Raw genomic sequence first — 13,889 nt, 5'->3', positions numbered from 1 at the left:
GCCTAACCCTTTGGCTCCAGAACAGGATTCTTCTTATCGTGAGCATCTCCAACAAGGCGCAGATGGCCGCCGCCGCCTACCGCCTTCCCGCCCTCGACCAGGATTTTCTGCTCGGCGACAGCACGCGGGGCCTGCGCTTTCATCTCGAATACCAGAAGGCGGAAGAGCATCTGCGTGCCTGGGGCGTTGCTTCCACTGTCGTTGTCTTTGGCTCGGCGCGGGTGCGCGAGGGTGACGGCCACGGCTGGTATGAGGCGGCGCGGGAATTTGGCCGCATCTGTTCCGAAAACGGCGGCGCGAAGATCAGCGATCATGGCCCCCGCCACAATGTCATCGCCACCGGCGGCGGCCCCGGCATCATGGAAGCCGCAAATCGCGGTGCTGCCGATGTGGGCGCGCCCTCGGTGGGTTTCAACATCACGCTCCCGCATGAGCAGGAACCCAACGCCTATTCCACGCCCGATCTCACTTTTCTGTTTCACTACTTCGCCATGCGCAAGATGCACTTCGCGATGCGCGCGGCGGCGCTCGTCGTGTTTCCCGGCGGCTTCGGCACCATGGACGAGTTGTTTGAACTTCTAACCCTCCGCCAGACGCGCAAGATGGATCAGGAGCTGCCGGTGGTGCTTTATGATTCGAAATTCTGGAACACGGCGGTGAACTTCCGGCACTTCGTCGAGACCGGCATGTGCAACGCCGCCGATCTCGATCTGTTCGGCTTCGCCGATACGCCGCAGCAGGCGTGGGATGAAATCCTGCGCCGCGGCCTCAAGATTCCGCAGGAGGAAAGCTGATGTCTGTGCGTCTCCATTTTCACGGCGCGGCCCGCACGGTCACCGGCTCGTGCTATCTGCTCGAGACGGAGAAGGCGCGCGTGCTCATCGATTGCGGCATGTTCCAGGGGTCCAAGACCGAGCGCGACCTGAACTTCCGGCCTTTCCCCTTCGATCCCGCCACGCTCGATGCCATGCTCCTCACCCACGCGCATATCGATCACACCGGCGTCATCCCCAAGCTTGGCAAGCATGGATTCAAGAAGAAGATCCATGCCACCGAACCCACCATCGCGCTATGCGGCGTCATGCTGCCGGACTCAGGCTATATTCAGGAAAGCGACGCGAGACTCCAGAACGAGCGCAACCGCAAGCGCGGCCTTCCGGAAGTTGAGCCGCTTTACACGCTGGAAGATGCGCAGGCCGTGCAGCAATATTTCAGCCCCGTCGCCTATGAAACATGGATCGAGCCAGCCGCCGGAATCCGCGCCCGCTGGTGGAATGCCGGCCATCTCCTGGGCTCCGCCTCAATCGAGGTGGAAGTAGCGCGTGACGGCCGGCCGCCGCTCCGCATTCTGTTCTCCGGCGACATTGGTCCCGAGTTCAAGATGCTGGAGCCTGATCCCACCGCGCCGCAGAATTTCGATATCGTCATTTGCGAGTCGACCTATGGCGGGCGTGACCGGTTCGAGCGTTCCGAGGATGCACGGCGCGACATTCTCGCCAAGGAGGTGAGCGATGCGGCGGCCCGCAAGGGTGCGCTGTTGATCCCCTCCTTCGCGGTGGAGCGCACGCAGGAAATTGTCACCGATCTCGTCAAGCTCATGGACGCGCAGCGCATCCCGCAGGGCCAGATCTTTATCGACTCGCCGCTGGCGTCAAAGGCCACCGCCATCTTTGTCAAGCATGCGAAACTTCTGGAGCATGGTGACGAGCTCGCCCATGCTTTCTCCTCGCCCTTCGTCAAGGCCACCGAAAGCGTTGAAGACAGCAAGGCGCTGGCGCGCTTCACGGGCTTCCGCATCATCGTCGCGGCATCGGGCATGTGCGAGGCCGGGCGCATCCGCCATCACCTCAAGAACCATCTCTGGCAGAATTCCACAACCGTTCTGCTGGCGGGCTTCCAGGCCGAGGGCACGCTGGGCCGCATCCTCGAAAGCGGCGCAAAAGCCGTCACCATCACGGGCGAGGACATCGCGGTGAAGGCGGCGATCCGCAAGATCGAGGATTATTCCGGCCATGCCGACGGGCCGGAGCTGGTGGAATGGGTGAAGAAGCGCCTGCCCATCGGCCACACGCTGTTCCTCACCCATGGCGAGGAAGAGGCGCAGATCGCCATGCAGGACGATCTGAAAGGCATCGGCGTGCCCGGCGATTGCATCATCCGCCCGAAGCTCGATGACGTCTATGACATCGGCGGCGATGCCTGTTCGCTGCTGGTGGCGGAATCAAAGCCGCGCATGGATCCCAACGCTGTTGCGGCGCGCGACTCGAACAATGATCTCGCCGCCCTCCTGCTCGACATTCAGGACGAAGTCGGCAAGGCCGCCGACGAAAAGGGCAAGGCCGCCGTCATCCGCAAACTCCGCCGCGCCATGCTTCCCGATCCATCCGGCGGCGACGGCAGCCGCCGCCGTCCCCCCGTCTCCGGCCCCTCCCGCCGCAGCAGAGGGTTTGATGAGGGGTGAGGGGCGTCTTGCGAAATGGTCCGGTGGACCATTTCGAGCCCCGAACGCCGCGAGTCCAAGCGAGCGTCCGGGTGGCGGCCAGTCTTCCTCTCCCGCGAGCGGGAGAGGAAGGGACCCGTTGCGGAGCAACGGGGAGGTGAGGGGCCAATGGATGTTTTGGCAATGGCCAAATGTCGATATTGGAAAATCTCCTGGCCCCAAGTACAAAAATGGAATATCCATTCCATTCTCGATGTAGCCTCATCCGTCATCAGGCCCGGCGATTTGGAACTATTTCGCACCAATTTTTTCCAACTGCGTTCCCAAACCAGTGAAGTTGGGTGCTTTCCGAACTTGACGGAGCCGATCCCGGCTGTCCGCTGCAATATCACCCTCGACATCGCGGCGGGGCGCTTTCAGAAATTGACAGAGTCAGTTTCCTTGACGGGGTGGTCTGTGTTGAAGTGTTCGGTGGGGCTTTTTCAGAAATTGACAGAGTCAATCTCCCACTCCTCATTTTGGCATCCCGACACCATGCAAAACACAACGATTTTGCAACATTTCTGCATCCGTTTGCATCGCTTTTGCATCTCCAATGCGCATGCATGACGCCGCCCCGCCGCGCGACTTTGCGGCCTTCCGGGCGAGGCTGGCGGAGCGTGCGCAAGGGTTGCCGAAGCGGTTGGGGCAGATCGCCCGGTTCGCGCTGGAGCAGCCGGACGAGATCGCCTTCGGCACCGCCGCTACCGTTGCGAAGCAGGCGGGCGTCCAGCCCTCGACGCTGGTGCGGTTCGCGCAGGCGCTGGGCTATCAGGGCTTCTCGGATTTGCAGGAGGTGTTCCGGGGCAGGCTGCGCGGCGGCATGCCCTCCTATGACGAGCGCATCGCCCATCTCCGCGAACATGCGCAGGCGGCGTCCAAGCCCGGCGTCATCTTCCATGGCTTCACCGAAGCGGCGGAGAAATCGCTTCAGGCCCTGCGCGAGGCGCTTGATCCGGCAACGCTCGACCGGGCGGTTGAACGTTTGGCCGGTGCCGGAACCATCCACCTGATCGGGCTGCGGCGCTCCTTCCCCATCGCCTCCTGCATGGCCTATGCCTTCGGAAAGCTCGGTGTACGGAGTGTATTGGTCGACGCGGTGGGCGGCCTCGCGGCGGAGCAGATGGGGTTTGCCACGAAGGCGGACGCGGTGCTGGCCATCAGCTTCACGCCCTATGCCAGCGAAACGCTGGCCCTCGCGCGCGATGCGGCATCACACGGCGTTCCCGTCATCGCCATCACCGACAGCCCGTTTTCGCCGCTGGCGCAGACGGCCAACCTCACGCTCGAAGTGGCCGAGGCCAACTTTGAAGGATTCCGCTCGCTGGCCGCCACTTTCGCGCTGGCCATGACGCTCGCCGTCGCCGTCGCCGAACGGCGGCGCGGCGGCTGACACATTCTCAATTCCGTCATTCCAGCGACGGCGGGAATCCCGCTTCGACGCCGCACATCTGCCGCATTAAAGCGGGGCCCCCGCCTCCGCGGGGGTGACGAAAGTTGGGACCGGGCCGTTGCCGGTGAAACCTACTCTATCCCGTGCTTCTCGCCGAACAGCAGGATCAGCATGGTCTTGTTGATGAGGTTGAGCAGGATGGCGAACAGGATCAGGCCCAGCAGCATTGTCACCGCCGCCACCATGCGGCCGCCGACGGTGACCGGGAACATGTCGCCATAGCCCGTCGTCGTCATGGTGGTAATGCTCCACCACATGGCGGCAGGGATCGAGGTATAGAACCGCTTGTCCTCCGGGATGGGATCGCCGGTGAGCGGATCGGTCGGCATATAGGTTGCGGGCGTCTGGCCGGCGGGCGTCGCGGCATTGATCGCCTGCTGTTCCGCCTGCATCACATCGGCATCGTAGAGATGGCCTTCGACGAAATACATGGCGGTGCTGGACAGCATCAGCGTGGCGAAGAAGACGATACAATAGATCTTGAGATTGGCGGCAAGCGGATTGGTTTCATGGCGTTCTGCGCCCTCGGCCTGATCCGCCGCGGCACGGGCTAGTTTCAGCACGCGGAGCGCGCGGGCCACACGCAGCAGGCGGATAACCTTGGTGCTCCTCACCGCCGTGAGATTGAACAGCATCAGATAGGACGGCAGCACCGAGATCAGGTCGATGAAGCCCCAGAAGCTGAAGAGATAGCGCCACGGGTTCGGCGCGAAGGCGATGTTGGCCGCCGCGTCGACGGTGAAGAAGGCGACGGAAATCCACTCCGCCCAGTCGAACCAGACCGCATAGGCATCCTGATAGGACTGCACGCTTTCCAGCACCAGCGCGGCGCAGGAGAAGAAGATGAAGCCCATCACCACATCGTGCCAGATGCGGTATCCACGGACATGCGGATCGGTGAAGATGGGACGCAGTTTCTCGAGCATCGCCATCCGGGATAAAGGGCGCGGCGCGGCTTGGGCACCCGGTAACGAAAATTTAATGTGAAGGCATTGTCAGGCGAGTTTCACCGGCTTTCCCGTCTGCCAGCTGGTGGTTGCGGCATCGGCCAGTTTCTGCGCCTGCAAGCCGTCAAACCCGTTGGGCCTCGCCGAGACGCCCTTTGCCAGCCCGTCGATGAAGGCCTTCACCTCATTGGCGTAGGCCTCGACATAGCGTTCGGTGAAGAAGTGCAGAACCGGGTCGCCCATGATGCCCTTTTCGTTGGCCAGCTCCACCGTGGTGTTCTGGATGTTCCGTGCGCTGAGCATGCCCTTTGAGCCGTGGACCTCGACGCGCTGGTCATAGCCATAGGTGGCGCGGCGCGAATTGGTGATGACGGCGATCTTGCCCGACGCCGTCTGCATCTGCACCGCTGCCGTATCGACGTCACCCGCCTTGCCGATCGCCGGATCGACCAGCGCCGCGCCCAGCGCCTGCACCGTCACGAATTCCTCGCCGACCAGAAAGCGCGCCATATCGAAGTCGTGGATCATCATGTCGCGATAGAGTCCGCCGGAGCTTTTGACGTAATCGACCGGCGGCGGGGCGGGATCGCGGCTGATGACGGTGACGAGTTCGACATCGCCGACATCGCCCTTCCGGATGCGCTGCTCGATGCTGGCGAAGTTCGGATCGAATCTCCGGTTGAAGCCGATCATCAGATTGGTGCCGTTCTGCTCGACGACCTTGAGGCAGGCCTTGATGCGCTCGACCGACATGCTCACCGGTTTCTCGCACAGCACCGCCTTGCCCGCTTCCGAGCCCGCCTCGATCAGGTCGGCATGGGTGGGTGTGGGCGTGGCGATGAGGATCGCGTCCACGTCCTTCGCCTTGATGATGTCTTCAACCGAAGCAACCTTGGCGCCGACCTCTGCCGCCAGCTCCGCCGCGGCCTGTGCATTGGCGTCCGCCAGATAGGCGACCCGGGCCTGTTTCGAGCCGGCGATGGTGCGGGCATGAACCTTGCCGATGCGCCCCGCGCCCAGCACTCCGAAACTGATCATGTGTCTTCTCCAGGTGATGCAAACAGCGCCAATGCGGTTGCGTAAGGGTTGCCAAATCGTAGGTGTAAGATGCCAAAACTGATGCTGAATCTGGCATGGCAAATTGACTCAATCAATCTCTCCAGAATTTTTTGAGCCTGCAAAATGCGGATATGAATTTTCCGATGCCATTCCGAGGGTGATGCAAACAGCGCCAATCCGGTTGCAAAAGGGTGCATTCTGGTTGCCAAATCGCAGGTGTACGATGCCAAAAGTGATGCTGAATCCGGCGTGGTAAATTGACTCTGTCAATCTCTCCAGAATTTTTGAGCCTGCAAAGTGCTGGTGGGATCCGGCTGCAAAAGTGTGCATTCTGGTTGCCAAATCGCAGGTGTACGATGCCAAAACCGGCATCGCAAATTGACTCTGTCGATCTCCAGGAATGGAATATACGTTCCATATTGACTTTTCAATAGAATTATTGTTTCGTTCTTGAAAGAGAGAAAATGAATGGGAGAAGCCGTGATGGATCTTGATGTCATCACCATTGGCCGGTCGTCGGTCGATCTCTACGGGCAGCAGATCGGATCACGGCTGGAGGATGTGGCGTCCTTCGCGAAATCGGTGGGCGGCTGCCCGGCGAACATCGCCATCGGCACGGCGCGGCTGGGACTCAGAAGCGGCATCGTCACGCGGGTGGGTGACGAACAGATGGGGCGCTTCATCAAGGAGCAGATGGCGCGCGAAGGCGTGGCACTGGACGGCATCACCACCGACCCGGCCCGTTTCACCGCGCTGGTGCTGCTGTCGGTTGAGAACGACAAGACCTTTCCGCTGATCTTCTACCGTGACAACTGCGCCGATGGCGCGATGACGGAAGTGGATATCGACGAGGCCTTCATCGCCCGCGCCCAATCCGTGCTGGTGACGGGCACGCATTTCTCGAGGCCCAACCTCGATGCCGCGCAGCGCAAGGCCATGAAGATCGCCCGCCATCTTGGCCGCAATGTGATCCTCGATATCGATTACCGCCCGAACCTCTGGGGCCTTGCGGGCTTGGGCGCGGGCGAGGAGCGCTATATCAAGTCGGATCGCGTGTCGGACCATATCAAGACCATCCTGCCGGACTGCGATCTGATCGTCGGCACGGAAGAGGAAGTGCACATTGCGGCGGGCAGCGAGGACACGCTTGAGGCGCTGAAGATCATCCGCGCGCTGTCGAAAGCGGTGATCGTGCTGAAGCGCGGGCCGATGGGCTGCGTTGTTTATCCCGGCGCCATTCCCGATGCGCTGGACAAGGGAATCGTGGGCAAGGGATTTCCCATCGAGGTTTATAATGTGCTGGGGGCGGGCGATGCCTTCATGTCGGGTTTCCTGAGAGGCTGGCTGAAGGGCGAGGCGCTGGAAACTTCCGCCACATGGGCCAATGCCTGCGGAGCCTTCGCGGTGTCGCGGCTTCTGTGTTCGCCGGAAATTCCGACTTGGGACGAATTGCAATTCTTCCTGAAGCACGGCAGCCCGCACAAGGCGCTGCGCCGGGATGAGGCCATCAACCATGTGCATTGGGCGACGACGCGGCGGGCGCAGCCTTCGACGCTGATGGCGCTGGCCATCGACCACCGCATGCAGCTTGAGGAGATGGCCGACAAGGCCGGTGCGCCGCGCGGGAAGATTGCCGATTTCAAGCGGCTGGCTATTCAGGCGATCGGCAAGGTGTCGGGCGGCAAGGCAGGCTTCGGCACGCTGCTGGACGATACATATGGCCGCGAGGCGTTGTTCGACGCGGCGAAGCTGGGATTGTGGATCGGCAGGCCATTGGAAAAGCCCGGGTCACGGCCGCTGCAATTCGAGTTCACGCAGGATGTGGGGTCGCGCCTCGTGGAATGGCCGGTGACACACACCATCAAATGCCTTGCCTTCTATCATCCCGATGATCCGGCGGACCTCAAGGCGGAACAGGCGCAGAAACTGCGCACGCTTTATGAGGCGGCCCGCAAGGTGGGGCGCGAGCTGCTGGTGGAAATCATTGCCGGCAAGAATGGCGCGCTCCAGGATGACACCATCGCGCGGGCGCTGGAGGAACTCTATGCACTCGGCATCAAGCCCGACTGGTGGAAGCTGGAGCCGCAGCTGACGGCTGACGCGTGGCGGAACATCAGCGCGGTGATTGAACAGAACGATCCCTATTGCCGGGGCATCGTGCTGCTGGGCCTCGACGCGCCGGAAGCGGACCTTGCCAAGGCCTTCGCGCTGACCAGGGGCCAGGGCATGGTGAAAGGCTTTGCGGTGGGGCGCACGATCTTCAGCGATGCCGCGCGCGCGTGGCTCTCAGGCAAAATGAACGATGCCGCGGCCATCGACGACATGGCGGAGCGCTTCGGCAATCTGGTAAGCATCTGGGCAACAGCGCAGGCTTAAGGCGCGGCAAGACTTTGGGAGCGGCATGATGAGCAAGACCCTTCGCCTGACAGCGGCGCAAGCCATGACGAAATTCCTGACCCGGCAGATGACCGTGGTGGACGGCAAGACGGTGCCGCTCTTCGCAGGCATGTGGGCGATCTTCGGCCATGGCAATGTGGCGGGCCTCGGCGAGGCGCTATTTCAGGTGCGCGACGAACTGCCGACCTATCGCGGCCAGAACGAGCAGACCATGGCCCATGCGGCGGTTGCCTATGCCAAGGGCATGCGGCGCAGGCGGATGATGGCCTGCACCACCTCCATCGGCCCCGGCGCCATCAACATGGTGACGGCGGCGGCGGTGGCGCATGTGGACCGGCTGCCGGTGCTGCTGGTGCCGGGCGACATTTTCGCCAGCCGGAGGCCCGACCCGGTGCTGCAGCAGGCCGAGAATTTCGGCGATGGTACCGTTTCGGTGAATGACTGCTTCAAGCCGGTGTCGCGCTATTTTGACCGCATCATGCGGCCGGAGCAGCTGATCCCGGCGCTGAACCGCGCCATGGCCGTGCTGACCGATCCCGCCGAATGCGGGCCGGTGACGCTGGCCTTCTGCCAGGACGTGCAGGCGGAGGCCTATGACTATCCCGAAAGCTTCTTCGCAGAGCGCGTGTGGACGCAGCGCCGCGCGCGGCCCGACGAGGATGAGCTGGCGCAGGCCGTCCGTGTACTGAGGGATTCCAAGAAACCGGTGATCGTGGCGGGCGGCGGCGTGCTGTTCTCCGAAGCCTCCGCCACGCTGGCCGATTTCGCCAAGCGGCTTGGCATCCCCGTGGTAGAGACTCAAGGCGGAAAATCATCGCTGCCGTTTCTCGATCCGCTCAACATGGGATCGGTCGGGGTGACCGGAACCGGGGCTTCCAACGCCATGTGCGAGGAAGCGGATGTGGTGCTGGCGGTGGGCACGCGCCTGCAGGATTTCACCACCGGCTCCTGGGCGCTGTTTGAAAATCCGAAGCGGCAGATCATCGGCCTCAACACGCAAGCGTTCGATGCCACCAAGCACCGCGCGCTGCCGCTGGTGGCCGATGCGAAGGTGGGGCTGGAGGAACTCTCCGCCAACTTGGCGGGGTGGGCCGCACCCGCGGCATGGACCGAGGGGGCGAAGCGGGCGCGCACCCAATGGATCGCCGAGGCCGATACATATACGGCGGCGAGCAATGCCGAACTTCCCTCCGATGCGCAGGTGATCGGCAGCGTGCAGCGGGCGCTGGGGCGCGAGGTCTCTATGATCTGCGCCTCGGGCGGGCTTCCCGGCGAATTGCACAAGCTGTGGCAGGCGAGCTATCCCTCCTCCTATCACCTCGAATATGGCTTCTCCTGTATGGGCTATGAAATTGCCGGCGGGCTGGGCCTGAAGATGGCGCATCCCGATCGCGAGGTCGTGGTGATGGTGGGCGACGGCTCCTACATGATGGCCAATTCGGAACTGGCGACGGCGGTGATGCTGGGCCTCAAGATCACCGTGGTGCTGCTGGACAATCGCGGCTTCGGCTGCATCAACCGGCTGCAGCATGCGACGGGCGGCGAGCGCTTCAACAATTTATACGAATACAACACGCTGCAGAAAGTGCCTCCTTCAATTGACTTCGTGGCGCATGCGCGAAGCATGGGGGCGGAGGCACACAAGGCCTCCTCGCTTGCCGAACTGGAGCGGCTCCTGAAGGCGCAACAGGGAACCAAGGCGCCGACGGTGATCGTGATCGACACCGATCCGATGATCTCCACCGATGCAGGCGGCCATTGGTGGGAGGTGGCGGTGCCGGAAGTTTCGGTGAGGCCGCAGGTGCGCGAGGCGCGCAAGGCCTATGAAGCGGCGCTGCAGAAGCAGCGCGTGGGAGACTGAGCATGGCCGATCTCAAAATTCATCCGTTGGCTGACAATGGCCGTATCGTGCATGTGACGCCCCAGAGCGCGCGGTGGACCTATGTGGGCTTCGATCTCTGGAAGCTGAAGGCGGGTGAAGAGGCAAAGGGTGGCGAACAGGGGCGTGAGGTGTGCCTGGTGTTCATCTCAGGCAAAGGCCATGTGACGGCGGGGAGGCAGGATTTCGGCGTGCTGGGCGAACGCCTGTCACCCTTCGACGGCAAGCCGTGGTCCGTCTATGTGCCTCCGGGCGAGAAGTGGCGGGTGACGGCGCAAGGCGATCTGACGCTGGCGGTGTGTTCAGCGCCGGGGCAGGGCACGCTTCCGCCCCGGGTGATCGGCCCTGATGCGCTCCATCAGGAAACGCGGGGCAAGGGCTCCAACACGCGGCATGTGACCAACATCATCCCGGAATGGGAGCCGGCGGAAAGCCTGTTGGTGGTGGAGGTGATCACGCCGGGGGGATGCACCTCCTCCTATCCGCCGCACAAGCATGACGAGGACAATCTCCCGCACGAGTCGCTCCTGGAGGAAACCTATTATCACCGGCTGAACCCGCCGCAGGGCTTCGCCTTCCAGCGCGTCTATACCGATGACCGCTCGCTCGACGAGGCGATGGCGGTGGAAGATGGCGACGTGACGCTGGTGCCAAAAGGCTATCACCCCTGCGCCACCACGCATGGCTATGATCTTTACTATCTCAATGTCATGGCGGGGCCGAAGCGCACGTGGAAATTCCACAATGCGAAAGAGCATGAGTGGCTGCTGAAAGCGTAACTAGACGGCCTTCAGGGTCTGGCGGTATTTCTCGGCGTCCCAGTTGAGCAGGCGGCCGATGTCGCTGGCGGTGAGGCTGACGAGCGGATCTTGCGGCTCGACGCGGCGCATGACATCGGCGAGGCAGCGGCCCATGGGTTCGATGGCGGGCTTGGCATCCTTGCGCAGCAGCACGCCCTTGCCGGGAATAGCGACCAGCGGCGCGCCTGATGCGATGTCCGTCGCCACGCCGACGCCCAAGAACACCACATGGTCGGGGTAGAACACCGCCTTTTCACCGCGCGGCAGGGCGAGATCGTCGGTGGCAAGCGCATGAGTTTCGGGATCAGGGGCGGGGAGATAATCCGTACCCTGAGCAAGCTCGGCGAGGGCTTTCATGTCGGCGGGTTTCGCGGCGCGGACGGGGCGCTTCAGCAGGGCGATGATACGGTCGAGCAGGGCTTCGGCGGCGGGGACGTTTTCTGCCGCGACGACGAGGCCGTGATTGCCGAGCACCAGCACATCGACGCCGGGCCTGAGCCGCGCCTGGATGGCGGCGGCCAACTCAAGGCCGGGTCTCGCATAGGGTACGAAGGCATAATTGACGCCTTTCAGCTTTTCCGCGAGGCGCTCCTCGGCATCGGCGCGGATGGCCCAGGCAATGGTGTTGACGCAATGAACGTGGACGACGACGCGCTGCGGCATCAAGGCGTGGACGGTGGTTTCAATCGAGGGGCGAAGGCCTGCGGCATTCAGATCGGTGCGCAGAAAGGCGGTGCAGGTTTCGCAGGCCGGATCGTTCTTCGCCAGCGCCGCCATCAGGGCGGGGTGATCGACGGGCACGAAAATGTCCTTCGCCACGGCATCCTTCAGCCATGTGCCGGAGGCCTTGATCCACATGACGCCATCGGTCTTGAGCGAGGTGTTGCCGCCCGCCGCCTGCACGCGCAGGGGATCGCTTCCGGCCTTGGCGGAGAGAGTTTTCAGCTGTTCGAGTTCGACCATGTGAAGGCATCCATGAGATAATCGGGCTGGGGGTTGAGCGTTGCGGGATCGTGGCCGGCGGACACGCCGGTCATCACGAGAAGCGTGGAGAAGCCTGCAGCGCGGCCGCCCGCCACGTCATGCTCTGCACTGTCGCCGATGCAGAGGATGCGCTGCGGATTGCCGATGAGTTTGGCGGCGTGCCGGTAGATTGAAGGGTAGGGCTTGCCGATCCATGTGACCGTGCCGCCCATTTCCCGATAGAGCGCCGCGATGGCGCCGGGGGCGGGCTGGAGGCCCGAGGGCGTGAGCATCAGCCTGTCGGGATTGCAGCAGATCGCAGGCAGCGTGAGGCCGGTGAGGAGCTTGCGATACTCCGCAAGCGAGGTGCGGGGCGCGTTGCTGCCGAGAATGAGGATGGCTTCGGCATCATGCGGGTTGTTCACGAATTCAATGCCGGTGAAGCCATAATCATCGCCGTCACGGCCAATGAGAAAGGCTTTCTTTATGTTCAATGACTGATAGGCGACTTCGCCGGAACTCACCGTATCGACGAAATCGCCGCGCGGCACGCCCATTTTGACGAGACGTTCGGTATTGGCGGCGGCGCGCTTGCCGGAATTGGTCATTACGGCGACGGGAATGCCGCGTCCGCGCAATTCGCTCAGTATACGGAGGGTTCCGGAATAAAGCTTCTGGCCGTCATGGATGACGCCGAACTGGTCAATCAGCATGCCGCCGAAATCTCCGGCGATGCCGCTCAGGCCGTCAATTCGCATGGCCGATGCCGCGCCAGGCCAGGCGCGCCGTGCCGACGGCGGCATGTTCGCTCAAGGGCTGTTTTTCGGGAACGCCGAGCTTCGCGAGCCTGATCTTCGTCCAGGCGGCATTGGAGGCGCCGCCGCCGGCGCTGCGGATCGACGCCAGAGGCGATGCGCCAAGCTCGGCGAGGCGCTTGTAGCCCAGGGCCTCGACAGCGGAGATGCCTTCGAGAATGGCCTGCAGGAATTTGGCATCGTCGGAGGGCCTTGGCGTGAGGCGCGGCGGATAGGAGGGATCATTGATGGGGAAACGCTCGCCCGGCTCGGTCAGGGGATAATAGTCGAGGCCGGTGGGATGCGACGGATCGAGCTTCGGCGTGAGGCGGTCCAATTCTTCTTTCGGGAAATATTTGCCGATGACGCCGCCGCCCACATTCGACGCGCCGCCCGCCAGCCACTGATCGCCGATGCGGTGACTGTAGATGCCATATTGGGGCGCGAAGACGGGTTTCGCCGACAGGAGCTTGAGGGTGAGCGTGGTGCCGAGCGAGGTGACACCATCGCCATCTTCCGACGCGCCCGCAGGCGAGGAAGGCGGCGCAGCCATCGGTGGTGCCCGCGACAATCGCCACATCGCGCGGGAGTTGGAACCTGTCCGCGACGTCGGCAAGGATCGTGCCGGTGCGCGTGCCTGCGGGCACCACCTCCGGAAACAGCTTCACGTCAAAGCCGGTCTTGGCGATCCAGGCCGGCCATTGACGGGCCACCGGATCGTAACCCGATTTCAGCGCGTTGTTTTCGTCCGTCACGTCGAAGCGGCCGGAAAATTTTCCGGCCAGCCAGTCCGCCTGATGCAGGATGCGGGTGGCGGACGCGCGAATGCGGCAGGGCGCGGGCGAGCGGCGACGTTGCGCCAAGGGCTGCCGTTTCGTGCGGCGCGCTGGCGGCGACCAGCGCAATGTCAGGCTGTTCCGCCACATCATTGTACATGGAGGCGAGGCCAAGCGGGCTGCCGTCCGCCGCGATGGGAAGAATGGTGCCGGAGGTGCCGTCGATGGCGATGGCCCGGACGGTGTTGCCCTTGAGGTTGAGCTTCGCGAAGGCTGCTTCCAGCGGCCTGCCACCAGAGAGAGGAATCCTGCAGGCGGCGAACGCCATCGGCAATCGGATTG

Annotated in this window: 13 protein-coding genes; 7 read left to right on the top strand and 6 right to left on the bottom strand. The window is 63.0% G+C overall.

Translation table 11 applies throughout. The features are described from left to right. Positions 1–62: 62 nt before the first annotated feature. The 4 genes from QM694_RS12240 (at position 63) to QM694_RS12225 (ending at position 3,872) form a co-directional block, all read left to right on the top strand. Positions 63–794: a TIGR00730 family Rossman fold protein gene (locus tag QM694_RS12240; RefSeq protein WP_415008623.1), complete on the top strand. Its 732-nt coding sequence runs from the start codon at positions 63–65 to the stop codon at positions 792–794. Further along, positions 794–2,461, top strand: coding sequence for an MBL fold metallo-hydrolase (locus QM694_RS12235; RefSeq protein WP_415007209.1), 1,668 nt, complete (start codon positions 794–796; stop codon positions 2,459–2,461). The genes QM694_RS12240 and QM694_RS12235 overlap by 1 nt, the downstream gene beginning before the upstream one ends. A 147-nt stretch (positions 2,462–2,608) precedes the next feature. After that, on the top strand, positions 2,609–3,049 hold the full coding sequence (locus QM694_RS12230) for a hypothetical protein (RefSeq protein ID WP_415007208.1): 441 nt from the start codon (positions 2,609–2,611) through the stop codon (positions 3,047–3,049). Then, positions 3,036–3,872: a MurR/RpiR family transcriptional regulator gene (locus QM694_RS12225; RefSeq protein WP_415007207.1), complete on the top strand. Its 837-nt coding sequence runs from the start codon at positions 3,036–3,038 to the stop codon at positions 3,870–3,872. Before QM694_RS12230 ends, QM694_RS12225 begins: the two co-directional genes overlap by 14 nt. A gap of 131 nt (positions 3,873–4,003) precedes the next feature. Here QM694_RS12225 and QM694_RS12220 read toward each other — a convergent pair whose 3' ends face one another. Next, positions 4,004–4,858, bottom strand: a complete 855-nt coding sequence (locus QM694_RS12220) for an ion transporter (RefSeq protein WP_415007206.1) — start codon at positions 4,856–4,858, stop codon at positions 4,004–4,006. 69 nt (positions 4,859–4,927) lie between these two features. Further along, positions 4,928–5,917, bottom strand: coding sequence for an inositol 2-dehydrogenase (gene iolG, locus QM694_RS12215; protein WP_415007205.1), 990 nt, complete (start codon positions 5,915–5,917; stop codon positions 4,928–4,930). A 489-nt stretch (positions 5,918–6,406) separates the two neighbouring features. Here iolG and QM694_RS12210 point away from each other — a divergent pair, with 489 nt between their 5' ends. Genes QM694_RS12210 through iolB form a run of 3 tightly spaced genes read left to right on the top strand, consistent with a single transcriptional unit; the run spans position 6,407 to position 10,993 of the window. After that, entirely contained in the window at positions 6,407–8,314 is a 1,908-nt protein-coding gene (locus tag QM694_RS12210) for a bifunctional 5-dehydro-2-deoxygluconokinase/5-dehydro-2-deoxyphosphogluconate aldolase (protein ID WP_415007204.1), read from the top strand. Positions 8,315–8,339: 25 nt separating this feature from the next. Further along, positions 8,340–10,196 (top strand): 3D-(3,5/4)-trihydroxycyclohexane-1,2-dione acylhydrolase (decyclizing), encoded by a 1,857-nt coding sequence (gene iolD, locus QM694_RS12205; protein WP_415007203.1) that lies wholly within the window; start codon positions 8,340–8,342, stop codon positions 10,194–10,196. Positions 10,197–10,198: 2 nt separating this feature from the next. Continuing rightward, positions 10,199–10,993, top strand: a complete 795-nt coding sequence (iolB, locus tag QM694_RS12200; RefSeq protein WP_415007202.1) for a 5-deoxy-glucuronate isomerase — start codon at positions 10,199–10,201, stop codon at positions 10,991–10,993. Here iolB and QM694_RS12195 read toward each other — a convergent pair whose 3' ends face one another. From QM694_RS12195 to QM694_RS12180, 4 genes are all read right to left on the bottom strand, one after another. After that, positions 10,994–11,977 (bottom strand): class II aldolase/adducin family protein, encoded by a 984-nt coding sequence (locus QM694_RS12195; protein ID WP_415007201.1) that lies wholly within the window; start codon positions 11,975–11,977, stop codon positions 10,994–10,996. After that, a complete protein-coding gene (locus QM694_RS12190) occupies positions 11,956–12,735 on the bottom strand; it encodes a TIGR01459 family HAD-type hydrolase (protein ID WP_415007200.1) in 780 nt (259 codons plus the stop codon). The genes QM694_RS12195 and QM694_RS12190 overlap by 22 nt, the downstream gene beginning before the upstream one ends. Further along, on the bottom strand, positions 12,725–13,324 hold the full coding sequence (locus QM694_RS12185) for an FGGY-family carbohydrate kinase (RefSeq protein ID WP_415007199.1): 600 nt from the start codon (positions 13,322–13,324) through the stop codon (positions 12,725–12,727). Before QM694_RS12185 ends, QM694_RS12190 begins: the two co-directional genes overlap by 11 nt. A 116-nt stretch (positions 13,325–13,440) precedes the next feature. Then, positions 13,441–13,875 carry a hypothetical protein gene (locus QM694_RS12180; RefSeq protein WP_415007198.1) on the bottom strand — a complete coding sequence of 145 codons (435 nt, stop codon included), beginning with the start codon at positions 13,873–13,875 and terminating at the stop codon, positions 13,441–13,443. Positions 13,876–13,889: the final 14 nt, after the last annotated feature.

The sequence above is a fragment of the Aestuariivirga sp. genome, assembly GCF_047602625.1.
GTDB lineage: Bacteria > Pseudomonadota > Alphaproteobacteria > Rhizobiales > Aestuariivirgaceae > Aestuariivirga.
The sequence above is the reverse complement of the archived record's forward strand: the minus strand, read 5'-3'. Positions and strand labels throughout refer to the sequence as shown.